Origin of the sequence: Mycobacterium sp. 134, assembly GCF_048282715.1 — a bacterium.
GTDB classification, from domain to species: domain Bacteria; phylum Actinomycetota; class Actinomycetes; order Mycobacteriales; family Mycobacteriaceae; genus Mycobacterium; species Mycobacterium septicum.
In genome coordinates this window covers 4525049-4543200 of the sequence record NZ_JBLVUN010000008.1, presented here as the reverse complement: position 1 = coordinate 4543200, position 18152 = coordinate 4525049, and the positions used below count along the sequence as shown (strand labels likewise).

15 protein-coding genes are annotated in these 18152 nt (G+C 65.7%); 6 read left to right on the top strand and 9 right to left on the bottom strand.

What is annotated here, in order from left to right; genetic code table 11:
• Window positions 1-85: 85 nt before the first annotated feature.
• A complete protein-coding gene (locus tag ACNQVK_RS26380) occupies window positions 86-673 on the top strand; it encodes a TetR/AcrR family transcriptional regulator (RefSeq protein WP_418034348.1) in 588 nt (195 codons plus the stop codon).
• Window positions 674-686: 13 nt separating this feature from the next.
• Here ACNQVK_RS26380 and ACNQVK_RS26375 read toward each other — a convergent pair whose 3' ends face one another.
• Window positions 687-1685, bottom strand: coding sequence for an amidohydrolase family protein (locus ACNQVK_RS26375; protein WP_418031879.1), 999 nt, complete (start codon window positions 1683-1685; stop codon window positions 687-689).
• Between the two features lie 16 nt (window positions 1686-1701).
• Window positions 1702-2340, bottom strand: coding sequence for a TetR family transcriptional regulator (locus tag ACNQVK_RS26370; protein WP_418031878.1), 639 nt, complete (start codon window positions 2338-2340; stop codon window positions 1702-1704).
• 111 nt (window positions 2341-2451) lie between these two features.
• Between ACNQVK_RS26370 and ACNQVK_RS26365 the strand changes: the two genes are divergently transcribed.
• The gene (locus ACNQVK_RS26365) at window positions 2452-4197 is read left to right on the top strand and encodes a CocE/NonD family hydrolase (RefSeq protein WP_418031877.1); all 1746 of its coding nucleotides are present in this window, start codon (window positions 2452-2454) and stop codon (window positions 4195-4197) included.
• 3 nt (window positions 4198-4200) lie between these two features.
• Here the strand turns inward: ACNQVK_RS26365 and ACNQVK_RS26360 are convergent, their stop codons facing one another.
• The 3 genes from ACNQVK_RS26360 to ACNQVK_RS26350 are packed head-to-tail and all read right to left on the bottom strand — an operon-like array spanning window position 4201 to window position 7030.
• Complete coding sequence (locus tag ACNQVK_RS26360) at window positions 4201-5433, bottom strand: amidohydrolase family protein (protein WP_418031876.1); 1233 nt, start codon at window positions 5431-5433, stop codon at window positions 4201-4203.
• A gap of 9 nt (window positions 5434-5442) precedes the next feature.
• Window positions 5443-6591, bottom strand: coding sequence for a thiolase family protein (locus tag ACNQVK_RS26355; RefSeq protein ID WP_418031875.1), 1149 nt, complete (start codon window positions 6589-6591; stop codon window positions 5443-5445).
• A gap of 13 nt (window positions 6592-6604) precedes the next feature.
• Window positions 6605-7030: a Zn-ribbon domain-containing OB-fold protein gene (locus ACNQVK_RS26350; RefSeq protein ID WP_418031874.1), complete on the bottom strand. Its 426-nt coding sequence runs from the start codon at window positions 7028-7030 to the stop codon at window positions 6605-6607.
• 91 nt (window positions 7031-7121) lie between these two features.
• Here ACNQVK_RS26350 and ACNQVK_RS26345 point away from each other — a divergent pair, with 91 nt between their 5' ends.
• The gene (locus ACNQVK_RS26345; RefSeq protein ID WP_418034346.1) at window positions 7122-9293 is read left to right on the top strand and encodes a molybdopterin-containing oxidoreductase family protein; all 2172 of its coding nucleotides are present in this window, start codon (window positions 7122-7124) and stop codon (window positions 9291-9293) included.
• 31 nt (window positions 9294-9324) lie between these two features.
• Window positions 9325-10860: an aldehyde dehydrogenase family protein gene (locus ACNQVK_RS26340; RefSeq protein WP_418031873.1), complete on the top strand. Its 1536-nt coding sequence runs from the start codon at window positions 9325-9327 to the stop codon at window positions 10858-10860.
• A gap of 54 nt (window positions 10861-10914) precedes the next feature.
• Here the strand turns inward: ACNQVK_RS26340 and ACNQVK_RS26335 are convergent, their stop codons facing one another.
• Window positions 10915-11613, bottom strand: a complete 699-nt coding sequence (locus ACNQVK_RS26335) for a TetR/AcrR family transcriptional regulator (RefSeq protein ID WP_418031872.1) — start codon at window positions 11611-11613, stop codon at window positions 10915-10917.
• Window positions 11614-11672: 59 nt separating this feature from the next.
• Here ACNQVK_RS26335 and ACNQVK_RS26330 point away from each other — a divergent pair, with 59 nt between their 5' ends.
• Complete coding sequence (locus ACNQVK_RS26330; RefSeq protein WP_016895231.1) at window positions 11673-12734, top strand: IS630 family transposase; 1062 nt, start codon at window positions 11673-11675, stop codon at window positions 12732-12734.
• On the opposite strand, the gene ACNQVK_RS26325 is transcribed toward ACNQVK_RS26330, so the two are convergent.
• Together ACNQVK_RS26325 and ACNQVK_RS26320 are read right to left on the bottom strand one after the other, a co-directional pair.
• Window positions 12731-13951, bottom strand: a complete 1221-nt coding sequence (locus tag ACNQVK_RS26325; RefSeq protein WP_418031871.1) for a cytochrome P450 — start codon at window positions 13949-13951, stop codon at window positions 12731-12733. The genes ACNQVK_RS26330 and ACNQVK_RS26325 overlap by 4 nt on opposite strands.
• 89 nt (window positions 13952-14040) lie before the next feature.
• On the bottom strand, window positions 14041-14826 hold the full coding sequence (locus tag ACNQVK_RS26320) for an SDR family oxidoreductase (protein WP_418031870.1): 786 nt from the start codon (window positions 14824-14826) through the stop codon (window positions 14041-14043).
• A 160-nt stretch (window positions 14827-14986) separates the two neighbouring features.
• Here ACNQVK_RS26320 and ACNQVK_RS26315 point away from each other — a divergent pair, with 160 nt between their 5' ends.
• A complete protein-coding gene (locus ACNQVK_RS26315) occupies window positions 14987-16474 on the top strand; it encodes an aldehyde dehydrogenase family protein (protein WP_418031869.1) in 1488 nt (495 codons plus the stop codon).
• Here the strand turns inward: ACNQVK_RS26315 and ACNQVK_RS26310 are convergent.
• Window positions 16458-18125 carry an acyl-CoA synthetase gene (locus ACNQVK_RS26310; protein WP_418031868.1) on the bottom strand — a complete coding sequence of 556 codons (1668 nt, stop codon included), beginning with the start codon at window positions 18123-18125 and terminating at the stop codon, window positions 16458-16460. The genes ACNQVK_RS26315 and ACNQVK_RS26310 overlap by 17 nt on opposite strands.
• Window positions 18126-18152 lie beyond the last annotated feature (27 nt).

The window sequence follows — 18152 nt, the reverse complement described above, 5'->3', positions numbered from 1 at the left end:
TCAAGTGAGTGAGTGTGGTCGGTGGATGAGTCGGCAGTTCGATAGCGTCATGCGCGTGCGACCTCAGCGAACCGGCACCAAGGGCATGCCCCGCGAGCAGCGTGAGCAGACCATCCTGGCGGCCGCGTCGGCCGAGTTCGCGGCATCGGGTTACGCCGGTGCGCACATGAGCGTCATCGCCGCCAACGCCGAAGTTTCGAAAGCGCTTGTGCTGTCCTACTTCGGCTCGAAAGAGGACCTCTACGTCGCCTGTGTGCGGCGTGCGGGCGAAACGTTGGCCGGTGCCATCGGCGACGCGATACCCGTGCAGTCGGCCGGCGCGACCGACGGTGAACGAGTGCTCGAGGCGATCTTCGCCACCCTGGCTGACCGGCCCAGCGATTGGCCGGTGCTCTACGACCGGTCGGTGCCTGCCGGTCGTGCGCGCGACGCCGCGCGCGAACAACGCACCATCCTGCGGCAGCAAGCCGCAGGCGGGGTCAGTCGGGCGCTGGCCGCCGTCGGCCTCGACGACCCGGGCGACCTCTCCGCGGCCACGGTGGTGTGGGAGCACATAGTCTCGGCGTTGGTGAAGTGGTGGCAGCACCACCCGGACGAATCTGCCGCGGACATGACCGCGCGGGCCCGCCGCGTACTCACTGCCGCGTCGGGCCGTCCGGCCGACCGCGGCTAGAGGGTGTGAGCTGTCAGATGCGCAACAGAGCTTCGGCGTTGTTGTGCGCGATGGCATGCATCTGTTTTTCGGGAAGCCCTGAACCGGTGAGGAATTCGGTGACATTGTCGCGCTTGACGTACGGGAAGTCCTCGGAGTAGATGATCCGGTCGGCGCCCAGTTCGGCCACCACGTGGTCGAGCTGATGCTGATTGAACATCCCCGATGGGGTTACCCAGATCTGCTCGCGGTAGTAGTCACTGACGTTGCGATCATGTCCCGGGCGTACCAACGCGAAGGTCTCATCCAGCCGTTCGAGCCAGAACGCCATCACTTCACCCCAATGCCCGCTCAGCAGTTTCAGGCCCGGATGGCGATCCAGCGCACCGGACAGGATCAGGCGGATGACGTGGATGCCTGCCTCGGCGTGCCAACCGAATGCGGGTCCGGAGAACATCACTGCAGCGGCCGCAGGCCAGTCGCCGAAGTAGTACGGCCGCGAGACCTGCGGGTGGGGTAGTCCAGGATGCACGTAGATGGGCAGGTCCACCGCTTCTGCCGCGGCGAGTATCGGGTCGAAACGGGACTCGTCGAGGAACAGTCCGTCGAATGTTCCGGCGATCAACGTGCCGACGAACCCGAGGTCGCCGACACAACGGCGCAGTTCCTCGGCGGCGGCGACGGGATCGTAGAGGGGCAAGGTGGCGAAGCCCCGGAATCGGTCGGGATGTTCGGAGATCTGTTGCGCCAGATCGTCATTGACCTGACGGCACAACTCCACCGATTCCGGTGCGGCCAAGGTGCTCGGGCTGCCGTTGCCGTGGGAAACCACCTGAACATCGACACCGACGGCATCCATGTGAGCCAGCCGATTCCCGCCGAGGCGGGTCGCCGCGTCACGGTCGTCGTTGAACACCGAGCCGAACTCGGCGAGTTCTTCGAGCGGTAAGCCGCTGGGCGGGCCGCCCAGCTGTAGAACCTGCCGGCTCACCTCGGGGTGTTCGAAGTGTTCCTCGACGGTGACGATGCGCATCAGTCGGCTCCTTCGATCATGGTGATACTTCTGGTGGCCGGGAGGACTCCGGCGCCAATATGTTCTGGATTGCCGGCGCGACGAGCGTAACCAGCTTCTCGCCGTCGGCGTCGACAAGCGCGGGCACACCGACGATTCGGCGTCCCAGCACGAGCCCAACCAGCATCGATGACGCGAGCCCGGCGCGGAGTACGGCGTCATCGCCGACACCGCGCTGTCCAACGGCGTTGAGCAGTCGTGCCTGGATGAACTCGCGCAATTGCATGCTCGCCTGCTCGTTGACGACGGCACCGCGAAGCATCGCCATCAGCGGCTCGGAGTCCCGCGCGGCGCCCTCCCACACGGTCAGGAAGGCGCGCACCACCCGTTCGCCGAGACCTTCATCGGGCCCATCGAAAGCGCCGCTCAGGTGCGCCAATGTGTCTGGCGAGATTGACATCACCGCGGCGAACAGTTCGTCTTTGGACCGGAAGAACTGCATCACCAGCGCGGCGTCGACGCCCGCGTCGGCGGCGACCTGCCTGATGGTGGTCGCGACGTAACCATTGCGCGCAAAGCGGGCACGGGCGGCGTCCAGGATGGCCTGCCGGCTCGTGCTGACACCGGGCCGGCGCCCGCGCCGGCGCTCCGTAACCCGGTTGCTGTTCACGGCCACTCTGCGAACGTACTCCGCAAGCACAGATATATCAACAGCGGTTGATTTCTGTGCATCGTCGCGCCTACGATCTCCGAAGCGAGCCGCCACACGGGTGGAAAGGAGACGGCCATGGCCCATGAAGACGCACTGTTCATGCCCTCCAGTCCCCTGGAGCCCGGCGACAGGTACGGCGTGCTCAGCGGGTTCGATCCGGGGACGCGCACCCTGCCGACGGGCTTTCGTCTCGCGCCCGCTTTCCGGACGTTGCCGGTCGACATCGTCCTCGACAAGGACGTGGCCGTCACGATGCGTGACGGAGCGACAACCTATGTCGACATCTTGCGGCCGGTGGGGGACGAGAAGGTGCCGGTGATCGTGGCGTGGAGCCCGTACGGCAAAAGTGAGGGCAGTGCTCCGGCGGCGATGGGTGTGTTCGGTCTGGTCGGCCTGGACAACGGAATCGTGTCGGGACTGCACAAGTTCGAGGGGCCCGACCCGGCATATTGGTGTGCCCAGGGTTATGCGATCTGCAACCCCGACGTGCGGGGCGTCTCGGATTCGGAGGGAGACAGCGTTCTATGGGATCGGCAAGAGGGTGAAGACTGCCACGATCTGATCGAGTGGCTGGCTGTCCAGGAGTGGTGTACCGGCAAGGTGGCGATGAGCGGCACTTCCTATCTCGCTGTTGCGCAATGGTTTGCCGCGGCCGAACAACCTCCGCATCTGGCGGCGATCAATCCGTGGGAGGGGGTCAGCGACGTCTACCGCGATCTGGTGATGCGCGGTGGGATGCCCGACACCGGATTCGCCAGGCAGTTGCGAGACCACAGCTTCTGGGGCAATGGTCGCAAGGAGGACATCCTTGCCGAGGCGGAGCGGTACCCCTTGATGAACGGCTTGTGGGAGAACAAGATTCCTCGTGTCGACCGGATCGACGTCCCGGCCTACGTGGTGGCCAGCTATTCCAACTCGCTGCACACGGTGGGTACGTTCCGGGCCTGGCGGGGTTTGGCCTCAGAGCGGAAGTGGCTGCGTATTCACAACACTCAGGAGTGGCCCGACTACTACGACGAGACGAACCGCGAGGATCTGCGCCGTTTCTTCGACCACTTCCTCAAGGGCGAGGACAACGACTGGGAGCAGACCCCGCGCGTGCGCTACGCCGTTCTCGACCTGGAAGGCGGCGGACAGGTCGAACTGCCGGCGGACCGGTTCCCGCCGTCCGGTGTCGTCTATGCCAAGTACTACTTGGACGGCCGCTGCGGCACTTTGTCTACGGAGGCACCCACGGCGGAGGCGACGGCGGGCTACGACGTGGAAACCAATCCTGGCCTGGCTTCGTTCATCGTCCGGTTCGACCATGAGACCACGATGGTCGGCTACCCCAAGGTGCGACTGTGGGTCGAGGCCGAGGGCGCAGACGACATGGACCTGTTCGTGTTCGTCCAGAAGCTCAATGCCCAGGGCGCACCGCTGCAGGAGTTCACCGTGCCCAACCACTCGGCGACGATCCACGACCTCACCGAACACGGAGCGTCGATCCTGCGGTACAAGGGCTCCAGCGGTCGTCTGCGGGTCTCGATGCGGCACTTGGACGAGTCGGCGTCGACCGACGAAATCCCTGTCCACAGTTTCGATCGCGTCGAGAAGTTGGCGTCCGGAGAGGTGGTCGACGTCGAGATCGACCTGTCTCCGATCGGTTTGGTGTTCTACCCCGGCGAGCAGTTGCGGCTGGTGATCAGTGCGAAGAATCTGTTCGGGTCGTGGATGCCCGGACTCCGGGAATACGTGCCGCAGAACAGCGGTCACCACCTCATCCACACCGGGGCATCCCGCGCCTCGTATCTGCAACTGCCCGTGAAGACGGACGGCTGAGCGTCAGACTTCGGCGAGCGAGGGCGGTTTGGCGGCTTCGGGATCGGGATTGGCGATCGGCAGGCCCATGAACCGCCGCGCGTTGTCACCCATGAAGTCATAGGTGCGACGGATGTCCATGCCCTCGGCGTACTTCCAGAAGCCCTTGGGCTCGGCCAGCCCTTCGGGATGCGGATAATCCGAACCGAACAGCACCTTGTCCCACCCGACCGTCTCCACCACATCGGACACACAGCCCTCCCAGAACGGGCTGACCCAGATGTTGCGGCGGAACACGTCGTGCGGATGTTCGGGGAAGTTCTGCGGCATCTTCTTGTACAGGTCGGCGAAATCGTGGAACAGCGGGAAGATCCAGCTGCTGCCGTTCTCCACACTGGCGATGCGCAGCTTCGGGAACCGGGTCAGAGTGCCGTGGCAGATCAGTGCGGTCAGCATGTCGGCGATCTCGCGGTGGCCCAGCACCATCCAGCGGAATGCGCTCTGCGCCATGAAGTTCTGGGTGTAGGGCGGTTCCCACTTGTTGACGTAGTCGTCGAGCGGGGGATAACTGGCGTGCAGGACGATCGGCAGGCCGGCGGCCTCGACGTCCCGCCAGAACGGGTCGAATTCCGGCAGGGCAGGCGAGCGCCAGCCGTGCAGGCCGTTGACCGGGCCGGGTTTGATCAGGGCGACTTTCGCGCCGTGGTCGAGGATCCATTCCAGTTCACGTTGCGCCGCATCGACTTCGGACAGATTGATGATCGGTGTGGAGAAGACCCGGTCGGCGTAGGCGAAGCTCCAGTGTTCGAGGATCCACTGGTTGAGTGCGTGAACGATCGCCAGCGTCAGCTGCGGGTCATCGGCACTGGAGTGCTCGACCAGGCTGCCCAGGGTCGGGTAGTTCAGCGCCTCGACCACACCCTGGCGATCCAGTTCCTTGACCCGGTCCTCCGGGTTGCGGGTGGCTTCGGGCGCGTCGATGGCCTTGCCCTGCATCTCGCGCAGGGTCAGACCTTCGGTGTTCTCCCCGGCGAAGAACTTCTCGTGCGCCCCGGGTGCCGCGACGCGCTCGAAGGTCGGGTTGGGGATGAAGTCGGTGACCCGGCTGTTGATCACCACCCGGGTCTGGCGGCCGATCTGGGCGTACTGCACAGCGCGCGAGTACTTTTCGGGAAGGAACTTGGTCAGCGCGTCGCCGGTCTCGTACATGTGCTGGTCGGCGTCGAAAATCGGTGCTTCCCTGAACTGTTCAGTCATGATCTTTCCTCAGAGCGTCAGTACGGTCGCGCCGGCGGTGCCGGGTGCGCCGTAGAGCTGGGCGAAGCCGACACGCGGGTTGCCGGGCACCTGCCGGTCACCGGCCTCTCCGCGTAGTTGGCGTACCAGTTCGTGGATCTGGCGAAGGCCCGAGGCGCCGATGGGCTCGCCGTTGGCGATCAGGCCGCCGTCGGTGTTGACCGGCAGTGATCCGCCGATCTCGGTGGCGCCGTCGGCCAGCAGTTTCTCCTGGTCGCCGTCGGCGCAGAATCCACATTCGGCCATATGGATGATCTCGGCGCCGGCGTCGGTGTCCTGCAACTGCACGACATCGACGTCTTCTGGTGCCACCCCGGCCTTCTCGAACGCGGCACGCGCGGCGTACACCGTCGGCGCCACGTCCTCTTCGACCGGTGCGCAGGTGGTGTTGACCTCGTAGGCGCCGTAGCGCCGGGTGCGAACCTCGACGGCCTTGAGATACACCGGCTTGTCCGTGTAGCGGTGGGCTATGTCGGCGCGGCACATCACCACCGCAGCCGCACCCTCGTCGGGCGCGCAGAACATGTACTGGGTCAGCGGATAGTTGAGCATCGTCGAGTCGAGGATGTCGTCCTCGCTGATCGGCTTGCGCCGGAACGCGTTCGGGTTCAGGGCACCGTTGCGGAAGTTCTTGTTGGCCACCTTGGCCAGCGTGCGCTGCGAGATGTTGTGCTCGTGCAGGTATCGGTTGGCCTTCATGCCGAAGAACTGGGTGGTCAGGTACTGGCCGTTCTCCGCGTACCAGCTGGGCATCCCGACCAGGGCGGGATCCTCGGTGAACGCACCGCGAGGATGCTTGTCCAGGCCGACGGCGATGCCGATGTCGTAGTCGCCGAGCCGGATCCCATCGGCGCAGGCCTTGGTGGCACTGGCCGCGGTGGCGCACGCGTTGAACACGTTGGTGAACGGGATGCCGGTCAGCCCGACCATCCCGACGATGGCGTCCGGGTTGGCCACCGTCCAGCTGCCCCCGGTGGCGGCACCGATGTCTTTCCAGTCGACTCCGGCGTCGGCGACTGCGGCGAAGATCGCGTCGACGCCCATCTGCATCGCGGACTTGCCCTCGAATCGGCCGAACGGGTGCAGGCCGACGCCGATGATCGCTACGTCATTGGTCATGTGCGCGGCCTCTCTAGACGGGCTGGAAGGCGAAGGTGACAATTTCGTTGCCCTCTTCGTCGGTGGTGAACGGGATCATGGTGAGTTCGACGTCCATGCCGAATTGCAGTTTGGCCGGGTCGTTTTCGGTGAGGCGGCCTTCGACGCGCAGGACGGGGCCGGTGTCGTCGGCGAGTTCGACCAGGCCGACGCCGAAGGGGACGAAGGCTTTCCCGGTGGGTCCTTTGTAGGGGGCGCCGGGTGGGAAGCCCTGGGTGGTCCAGGCGATGACGGTGCCGCGTCGGGGCAGCAGGGCCTGTTCGGTGTCGCCGCCGGAGCATTTGGGGCAGCGAGCCTGGGCGGGGAACGTGGTGGCCGTGCAGTCGGTGCAGCGGCTGCCGATCAGCTGGGGTTCGGCGTCCGGCCAGGTCGAGATCTCCGGCGCGAGGGCCTTCTGCATACGTCCGATCCTCCGTGTTCGGCCAAAAATGTCTAGCAACTGTAACTCTTACAGTAACGTAGTCCAAGTGACCGAGCGCAAGGCTGAGTCCATGGCTGACACCAAGCCCACGTTCTGCCGGATCTGCGAGCCGCTGTGCGGCATGATCGCCACAATCGAAGATGGCCGTCTGACTGCCCTGCGGCCGGACAAGGACCACCCGCTGTCGGCGGGATTTGCCTGTCAGAAGGGCATCGCGTTCACCGAGGTGGTCAACGACCCCGACCGGGTCACCAGACCTCTGAAGCGGACCGGGGACGGCTTCGAACCCGTGAGCTGGGATGCCGCGCTCGACGACATCGCGGCCAGGCTCACCGAGATCCACCGGAGCCACGGTTCGGGTGCGTTCGCGTGGTACATGGGAAACCCCGCGGCCTTCAGCTACTCGCACCTGTTCGCCGCGATGGCGTTCGCCAAGGGGATCGGTGGTGACAGCCATTTCTTCAGCTCCTCGACCCAGGACACCAGCAGCCGGCTGCTGGCCAACCAGTTCCTCTACGGGGCGCCGTTCCCCGTGCCCATCCCGGACCTGATGCGTACCGACCTGCTGGTCATGCTCGGCGCCAATCCGGTGGTGTCGCACGGCAGTTTCCTCACCGCGCCGCGCATCAAGGACCGCATGCACGACATCGTGAAGCGCGGCGGACGGGTCGTGGTGGTCGATCCCCGGCGCAGCGAGACCGCCGCGCAGTTCGATTGGCTCGGGATCATCCCGGATTCCGATTCGTATCTGCTGTTGTCGATCCTGCAGGTGCTGTTCACCGAGGGGCTCGTCAGCGCGCGGGCCAGGACGCAGGCCGAGGGCCTGGACTGGCTGCGGGAGCAGTGCGCACCGTTCACTCCGGAACGGACACAGCAACACACCGGGATCGACCCGGAGACGGTGCGCGCGTTGGCCCGCGATCTCGCCGGCACCGAACGGGCCGCGGTCTACGGCCGGCTGGGCACCTGCGTCGGCCGGAACGGCACGCTGACCACCTACCTGCTCGACGCCGTCAACCTCGTCGCCGGCAATTTGGACACCCCGGGCGGCAGCGTGTTCAGCACGCTGGGCATCCCCGGTCAGAAGTGGGGATCGATGGCGATGGGCGCCTCGCTGCGCCGCAGCTACCAGAACAAGCGGACGCGGGTCGGCGGGTTCCGATCGGTCATCGGGGCCGAGCCCGCGGCGTTCATGGCCAAGGAGATCACGACACCCGGCCGTGGTCAGGTGAAGGCGATGTTCATCGGTGCCGGCAACCCCGTGCTGTCGGTACCGAACGGCCTGGAGTTGGAGCAAGCGCTGGAGGCGACCAACCTTTCGGTCGGTCTGGACCTCTACGTCAACGAGACCACCGCACACTGCGATTACGTGTTGCCCGTGACGACGATGTATGAGCGGGACGACTTCGCGGTCACGTTCCAGATGTTCCAGGCCACGCCGTTCCGTCAGGCCACCGACGCGGTGGTGACACCGCGCGGCCAGGCCCGCACCGAATGGGACATCGTCGTCGACCTGATCAGCCGGATGAAGGTCCGCACACCGGTTTTCGTCGCACTTCGGCTGGCAGCCAAGCGGGCGGCGCGACGCGGCAAGCGGCTCAGCCCGCGGCCGGTGATCGACATGATGATCCGGATGGCCGACGGCGGTGACCGTTTCGGGCTGCGCCGCGGCGGCCTGACGTTCCGCCGCCTGGCCGAACAGCATCCGCACGGCGTGGTGGTGGCACCAGAAATCCGTACCGGCGTGCTCGGCGAGGTCGTGGTGTACCCGAAGGGGCGGATCCGGCTGGCACATGAGGACATCGCCTCGGAGATCACTGCCATGTCGCGACGAGCCAAGCCCGATGGCTACCCTCTGCGCATGATCGGCATGCGCGAACCTCGCTCGGAGAACTCCTGGTTGCACAATTCGCCGCTGCTCATGCGCGGCAAGAGGATTCACCGTGCGCTCATGCACACCGATGATGCCGCGGCGCGTCGCCTGGCGGACGGTGACGCGGTGCGGGTGCGGTCGCCCTATGGCCAGATCGACATCGCGCTGTCGCTCACCGACGACATCGTGCGCGGCACCATCGCGATACCGCACGGCTGGGGCCACCGGGGGAGCGGTGGCTGGCGGATCGCCAACCAGGCCGGCGGGGCCAACGTCAACCAGTTGATGTCGAGTGATCCGGCCGATGTCGAGGCGCTCGCCGGCATGTCCTGGCTGACCGGGGTGCCGGTGCAGGTGGAAGCCTGCTGATTTCTATACTGTAAGTGTTACAGTTGAGCGCGTGAGCGAAGTCGTGGACGAGGCCGTCACCAGTGTGGACATCGGACGGCGGGCCGCCGGGCGGGCCGAGAAGCGCATGCTGATCGACGGTGCGCTGGTATCGGCGGCGTCCGGTGCGGAGTTCGACAATCTCAGCCCAGCCACGGGCCTGGTTCTGGGGACCACCGCGGCCGCCGGCGCCGAGGACATGGATCGAGCGATCGGAGCGGCCCGGCGCGCGTTCGACGAATCCGACTGGAGCGCCGATCGCGGATTGCGTCAGCGCGTACTGGCCCAGCTGCAAGAGGCCATCGAATCCGAAAAAGCCGACCTGCGTGAGGAATTGATCGCCGAAGTCGGCTGCCCGGCGATGACTACGGAGAATGCCCAGCTGGACTGGCCGCTGGCCGATGCGCTGCGATACCCGGCCCGGCTGATCGACGAGTTCGAATGGGAGCGCACGCTCGACGGCGGCGGGCTGTTCGGTGACCGCAACGCCCGCACGGTGGTCAAGGAGGCGGTCGGTGTGGTCGCCGCGATCACCCCGTCGAACTTCCCGGTCGAGGTGATCCTCAACAAGCTCGGGCCGGCCCTGGCGGCAGGCAACACCGTGGTGCTCAAACCCGATCCGAACACGCCGTGGAACGCCACCCGGCTGGGCCGGTTGATCGCCGAGCGCACCGACATGCCGCCCGGCGTGGTCAACGTCGTCTCGACGCCGTCGAACGAGGTTGCGGGACTTCTGGGCACCGATCCGCGGGTCGACATGGTCTCGTTCACCGGATCCACTGCCGTCGGCAGGCATTTGATGCGGGTCGGTGCGGACACCATGAAGCGCACCTTCCTCGAACTCGGCGGCAAGTCGGCGATGATCGTGCTCGACGATGCCAAGCCCGGCCACATCATCCCCGGAGCGATCGGGGCGTGTGTGCACGCGGGGCAGGCGTGTGCGGCCAACACCCGGATGCTGGTGCATCGCAGCCTGTTCGACGAAGCGGTCGCCAATGTGACCATGGCATTCGGTGCGGTGCCGGTGGGCGATCCCGCGTTGCCGACCACACTGGTGGGCCCGCTGATCAGCGCGGCGCAGAAGCAGCGCGTTCTCGATGCCATCGACGGTGCCCGTCGCGACGGAGCCGACATCGCGGTCGGTGGCGGCGTACCGGACGGATTGCCCGAGTATCTGACCGGCGGGCACTTCGTCGCACCCACCGTCATCGTCGGGGCCGACCCGAGCTCGTCGATCGCGCAGGACGAGGTCTTCGGTCCGGTGCTGGTGATGATCCCGTTCGACGATGACGACGAGGCCGTGCGGATCGCCAACGACAGTGCGTTCGGCTTGGCCGGCGCGGTGGTGTCGGCGTCGTCCGAGCGCGCGATGGGAATCGCACGACGCATCCGCACCGGGGCCATCGGTGTAAACGGCGGCATGTATTACGGTGCCGACGCGCCATTCGGCGGGTTCAAGAACAGCGGTGTCGGACGGCAGTGCGGGATCGAAGGTTTCACGCAGTACACCGAGACCAAGACCATCGGCTGGCGCCTGCCCCGGCGGTGACGTTCCACGCGCGAGCAGACACGAAAGCACCCGACATTGCGGGTTTTACGGTACCTACGCGTCTGCTCGGCAGAATGATGCGGCGCGATCGAGGATGCTGTCGAGAATGTGGTCGAAGTTGATGTCGTCGGCCATGCCGATCCGGTAGCCCCGCCCGGGGATCGAGGCAATCAGCGGCATGGCCTCGGCGTCGAGTACCTGCTCCCAGTACTCCCGCGGGAACTGGTCATCGGCTGTTCTGCTCTGCAGGCGCTGCAGTACGGCCGAGCTACGCACCAGCACGGAAATGGCCGTGTACGTGTCGAGTGCCTGCCTGGCGGTGAGGCCGGCGGCCACCAGTGCGGCCACCGGCTGTTCGATCTTCTCGAGCGCGGGCCGGGCCGCCGGTATGCCGCGGGTGCCGCGGATCAGGATGAGATCGCACACGATCGGATTGTTGGTGAACGTCTTCCGCATGCGGTGGGCATGGGCGCGTAGAGATTCGCGCCAATTGCCGGCCTCGATGGACAGCACGCTGAAGTCGTAGTCGAGCAGGACACGCTCGGTCATCGCGTCGAGCAGCTCGTCCTTGCGGCGGAAGTACCAGTAGATGCTGGTCACCCCGACATCGAGATGACGGGCAAGCTGCGGCATGCTGAGGTTGTCGATCGATACCTCGTCGGCCACTTCGAAAGCGCCGCGCAGGATTTCGTCGACGCTGATCGACCCGCGTTCGCGGCGACGTCGTCCGTTGGTGCTTGCGGGCGTGGCCATTGCAGCGCCCGGCTAGTGTCGCGCGTCATTAATTAGTTTACAGTGTGCGATGATGGTGTATGCCGTCATCTGCGTTGGTGATCAGTGATGAGGATCGTGCGACATTGCAGTCGTGGACACGGTCCTCGACGATGCCTGCCGGCCATGTTGAGCGGGCCCGGATCGTGTTGGCCGTGGGCGATGGTGCGGGCACGTCGGGAGCGGCCCGACTGGTGGGGGTGTCGCGGCCGACGGTGATCAAGTGGCGGGATCGGTTCGCCGCGTTAGGCATTGACGGTCTGGACGATGAACCCCGTAGTGGTCGACCTAAGACTGTCGATGACGCGGCGATCCTGGCGGCCACACTCGATCCGCCGCCGGATTCGTTGGCGGTGACGCACTGGTCGAGTCGTCTGCTGGGTAAGTACCTCGGCGTCGGGGATGCCACCGTGGCCCGGGCGTGGCGACGCTACGGGGTCAAACCGTGGCGCCGCCAGACGTTCAAGTTTTCCACCGACCCCGAACTGGAAGCCAAAGTTCGTGACGTCGTCGGGCTGTATCTGAACCCGCCCGAGAAAGCGATCGTTTTGTGCGTAGACGAAAAATCGCAGATTCAGGCACTGAACCGGACCCAACCGATCCTGCCGATGCGCCCGGGTCTGCCAGAGAAGGCCACACACGACTACCAGCGCAACGGCACCGCGACCCTGTTCGCGGCACTGGAGATCGCGACCGGGAAAGTGACCGACCGCTGCTATGAACGTCACGGCAAAGCCGAGTTCCTCGACTTCCTCAAGACCGTGGCCCGGGCGTATCCGAGGCGCCGGCTACATGTGGTGTGCGACAACTACCACACCCACAAGCATGCGGACATCAACGCGTGGCTAGCCAAGAATCCGCGTGTGACACTGCATTTCACCCCGACATCAGGTTCCTGGCTGAACATGGTCGAAGTGTTCTTCTCGATCATCACCCGCCAAGCGATCCGCCGGGGATCGTTCGACAGCGTCAAAGAACTCATCGCAGCCATCGGCGCATTCATCGACGGTTGGAACCAACGTTGCCACCCATTCGTGTGGACCAAGACCGCCGACGAAATCCTGCCCCACGCCCGTAAAACAAATTCAGACGCGCGACACTAGCGGATCGGCTCGAAGGTGACGGGTATGGCGGTGGGAGACCGGAACGGCTGACCGAAGATGTGCGGATCGTCGTCGGTGACCAGCTTGAGGTTGCGTACCCGGCTCAGAAGGCTCTCCATTGCCACCCGGGTTTCCATCCGGGCCAGGTGCAACCCCATGCAGGTGTGCTCGCCGGCCGCAAAGGTGATGTGCGGAACCCGCTTTCGGAAGATGTCGAACTCCTCCGGCCGTTCCCAGCGGTTCTTGTCGCGGTTGGCCGATCCCATGCACACATCGATCACCGCACCGGCGGGCAGTGCCACGCCGTCGAGTTCGGTGTCCTGGGTGGTCGAGCGTTGCACCGTGGTGAGCGGGGTTTCGTAGCGCAGCCCCTCCTCGATGGCCTGCCCGATCAGCTCGTGGTCGGCTTGCACCGCGGCGAACTGCTCGGGGTGGGTGAGCAGCAGATAGATCAGGTTGCCCGAGGACCGGTAGGTGGTCTCCAGACCGGCAGGCAGAAGCAACCGCAGGAACGAGTAGATGGCCTCGTCGGTGAGCTTCTCTCCGTCGATCTCCGCGGTGACCAGATCGCCGATGATGTCGTCGGTGGGATGGGAGCGGCGCAGGTCGATCTGGCCGAGGAAATAGTCTTTCAAGGCCGCAGATGCTTCGAAGGCGCGCTTGTACTTCACCGTGTAGCTGATCAGCTCGACGGCGCGCTGCCGGAACCATGACAGGTCTTCCTCAGGTAGACCGAGCAGCTTGGAGATCACCCGGGTGGGGAACTCGAAGGTGAAGTCGCGCACCAGATCAGCGCTGCCGGATTCGATGAACTCATCGACGAGCGCCTCGCAGATCGGGCGGACGACCTCGGGCTCCCAGCGCTGCAACGAGCGTGACTTGAACGCGGACGAGACCAGGTTGCGGTGGTCGCGGTGGGTCTTGCCCTCCATCGCCAGGATCGACGGGCCGATGAACAACCCGATGGTGTTGTCATAGATCTTCGAGTTGAACGACTTCCCGTCCCGGAAGACCGTGTTGACCGCCTCGAAGGACACGGCGGCGAATTGATGTTCCGGCAGAAGCGATTCCGGTGTCTTCGACCAGTCCATCACCGAGCCGCGGAACACGCCGTGCCTGGCACGGTGCCGCGCGAAGATCGGGTAAGGGTCACGCAGCAGGCTGGCGGTGTCGTCGACCGGCTCGTCGACGGTCAGGTCCTGCACTTCACTACCCACAGCTCACCTCACCGCTCGCGACGAACTCATCTCCCAGATCATATTACTGTAAATCTTACAGTAATACGATCTGGGCTGGTTCGGGCCGATCAGAGCGCGATCGGGGCGCCGTTGCTCATCGCGGCGATGAAGCCGCCGTCGACCTGGATGTCCTGGCCGTTGATCCAGCGCGCCTCGGGGGAGGCCAGGAAGGCGATCAGGGGAACGATGTCCTCGACGGTGGCGTGCCGGCCCACTGTCGCGCGGACCATATCGAGCACCTCCTTGCCCATGGTCTGCTCGAAATCGGACAGGATGGGCGTCTGGACCGGGCCCGGGCTCACCGTGTTGACCCGCACCCCGTACTTGCTCCAGGCCGGCCCCGAGATCCGCTTGACGAACAGGATCGCGGCCTGCTTGGAGGTGGTGTAGACCGGGAAGTCCGGATCCTGCCCGGTCTGCCACCGTGCCACCGCATCCCCGTCGGTGAGTTCGAGCAACCCGTCGAGGATGTCGATGCGCTGTTGCCAGCCCAGGGCTGCGGTCGACGCCACCGTGACGATCGAGCCGCCGTGGCGCAGCAGCGGCAGCATGCCTTCGGCCATCAGTCGCATGCCGAGATAGTTGACCTTGAGGACGTCGGCGGCCGGCGCGGTGCCCGGCACCCCCGCGACATGCGCCAGCATGTCCCAGCCGTCGCCGATCTCGCTCATCAGGCGCGCGATGTCGGCCGCGTCCCGCAGGTCGCACGTGGCGTGCTCCGACGCCGGGGTGTCATTGGGGCGCACGTCGACAGCGAGCACATGGTCGCCCCGGTCGAAGAAGTGCGCCGCGGTGGCCGCCCCGATTCCGGATCCGGCTCCGACGACGACGATTCTGCGTGCGCTTTCCGACATGCGACGACCTTCCACTGAAGTAACGACAGTAAGGATGACTGTAAACAATTCGGGCCACTCGGACAATCGACTTCGGCCTGCTCGGTGGGTGCTACCGTTAGCCTTACCGGAGGCAGCTCCGGAATGTGGGCGACGCGTGCCTGGCGAGGAGACGGATTCGATGAGCGCGATCGAGGAGCGTGCGGCAGTGCAGCCGCAGCGCGACGGTCTGGATGAGCTGCTGGCGGCCCAGCGCAGGTCGTTCATCGCCGATGGACCGCCCGATGTCGCGCTGCGCCGCAACCGCATTGACCGGCTGCTCGCGATGGTGTTGGACAACTCCGAGGATTTCGTCGCCGCCACCGCGGCCGACTACGGGTCGCGGTCGCGCTCGGCGGCGTTCTTCGCCGAGATCCTGGGCATGCTCTCGGTCATCGAGCACACCAGGGCGCATGTGCCGCTGTGGATGCGCGCGACGAAGTTGATGCGGGCCGCCCGGTTCGCCGGGCTGCGTGCCGAGGTGGTGCCGAGCCCACTCGGTGTCATCGGGATCATCGGGCCGTGGAACTTCCCGATCCAGTTGACAGTGCTGCCTGCGGCCGCGGCCTTCGCCGCGGGCAACCGGGTGATGATCAAGATGTCGGAGGTCACCCCGCGCACCGCCGAACTGATGGCGGCGACCGCGCCGAAGTATTTCGATCCGACCGAGTTGCAGGTCGTGACCGGCGGGCCCGATGTCGCCGCGGAGTTCGCCGGCCTCCCGTTCGACCACCTGTTCTTCACCGGTTCACCCTCGATCGGTGCGCTGGTGGCGCGCGCGGCCTCGGACAATCTGGTTCCGGTGACACTGGAACTGGGCGGTAAGAACCCGGTGGTGGTGTCTCCGGGTGCTGACATCGAACGGGCGGCCAGCCGAATAGCCCAGGCGCGCATGGTTAATGGTGGCCAGGTGTGCGTGTGCCCGGACTATGTCTTCGTGCCGGAGGCGCAGGTGGACCGGTTCGTCGAGATCGCGCGGAGAACCCTGAGCAGTCTGTTTCCCACCATCATCGGCAACGCCGACTATTGCTCCTCGGTGAACCAGGCCAACTTCGACCGGGTGGTCGGCCTGATCGCCGATGCCCGTGCCCACGGGGCCCGGATCGACTCCGTCGTTCCGGCGGGGGAGGTGCTGCCCGATCCGCGGACGCGCAAGATCGCCCCGACCATCGTGCGTGACGTCGATGACCGGATGCGGATCGCGGGCGAGGAGGTATTCGGACCGGTGCTGGCGGTGCGCGGTTACTCCAGGATCACCGAGGCTGTCGACCACATCAACGCCAACCCGTCGCCGTTGGTGGCCTACTGGTTCGGGCCCGACGATGCCGATTTCCGCCACTTCGTCAGCCATACCCGCAGTGGCGGAGTAGCCCGCAATGACTTTGCCGCGCACATGATCCCGTCCGAGGCCCCGTTCGGTGGCGTCGGACGCAGTGGGAGCGGCGCCTACCACGGCAAAGCCGGATTCGATGCGTTCAGCCACTACCGCACGGTGGTCGGCACGGACCTGCCGTTCAGCGTCACGGGCCAGGCCGCCCGGCCGTTCAGCGCTTCCATGCGAGTCAGTGCCGAACTCAGCCTGCGACGTGCCCGCAGCCGAACCGCAGCTCGGCTCAAGAAGTTTCGCTGACCGCCTGCTCGCGGGCCCAGCGGTAGTCGGCCTTGCCTGCCGGGCTGCGTTCGATGACCGGGCGGAACACCACGGCCTTGGGCAGCTTGTAGCGGGCGATCGAGGATTCGGCGTGCCGGATGAGCTCGTCGGCCCCAATAGTGTTGTCGGCGAGCGCGTCCTCGCTCAACGCAACGATAGCCACTACTTCCTGCCCCCAGCGTTCACTGGGCCGGCCGGCCACCACGACGTCCCGCACTGCCGGATGTGAGGCGATCGCGGATTCGACCTCCTCGGCGAAGATCTTCTCGCCGCCGGAGTTGATGGTCACCGAGTCGCGGCCGAGCAACTCGATCGCCCCGCTGTCCAGATGGCGCGCCCGGTCACCCGGTGTCGCATATCGGACGCCGTCGATGACCGGGAACGTGGCAACGGTCTTGGCGGCGTCACCCTTGTAGCCCAGCGGCACGAACCCGCGCTGAGCCAGCCAGCCCAGTCCCTCGTGACCGGCGGAGAGGACCGCGGTGAAATCCTCGGCCACCACACAGGTATCGGGTCCGGCGTTGAACGTTCCGGTCGACACGGCACCGGGGGCCGACATGTGGCTCATCTGGGCGCCGGTCTCGGATGACCCCACCCCGTCGATGACGATGAGGTTCGCCTTGGCGTCGATGAGTTGTTGCTTGACGTAAGGGGTCAGCTGCGCCCCTCCGTTGGCCACTACGGACAGGGAGGAGACATCCGCAGTGCCGTCGCGAAGGCCGGTCTTGATGGCATCCAGGAGTGGGCGCGCCATGGCGTCACCCACCACCGTCGCCACCAGCACCTGTTCGCGTTCGATGGTGCGTACCACGTCTTCGGCATCGAAACGGTCGACCACACTGGGAAATACGATGGTCTGGCCCGTGGTCACGGCCGTCATCGCCCCCCACTGGGCGGCGCCATGGATCAGTGGCGGCAGGATCAGCAGCCTGGTGCCCGGATTGTCGACCGCACGCCCGACGATCTCTTCGACGGACTGCGCTTTCTCGCCGGTGACCATGTTGCGTCCGCCGAAGGCGGTCATGAAGATGTCGTGCTGCCGCCACAACACGCCCTTGGGCATGCCGGTGGTGCCGCCGGTGTAGAGCACGTAGAGGTCGTCGGGACTGGGCTCGACAGGCACGGTGGCCTCCGTCGACGCGCCGACGATCGACTCGTAATCCACTGCGCCGTCGAGCAGTTCGTTGCCGGAGCCGTCGGCGATCTGGATCAGCACCCGCAGCGCAGGCAGATCGGGGAGTATCTCGGCCACGCGCGGTGCGAACGCGGCGTGGTACACGAGCGCGGACGCGCCGGAATCGGCCAGCAGATACTGCAATTCATTCTTGACGTAGCGGTAGTTGACATTGAACGGCGCGACGCGGGCCCGGAAGGCGCCGAGCAAGGATTCGACGAATTCGGGACCGTTGTAGGCGTAGATGCCCAGCAGGTCCTGGCCTACCTCGTGGCCGGCCAGTTCACCGCGTTCGGTCTGTGCGCCCAGCCCACGCGAATGCAGGTACGCCGCCAGACGATTCGAGCGGTCCACGATCTGGCGGTAGGTATAACGCCGGTCACCCTGGACGATCAGTGGGCGGTCGCCGATGGCGGTTGCGACGGCCTCGGCGACGGCCGGAACGGTGAACTGCACGGGTTTCTCCTAGGTGCGGGGGAGGGT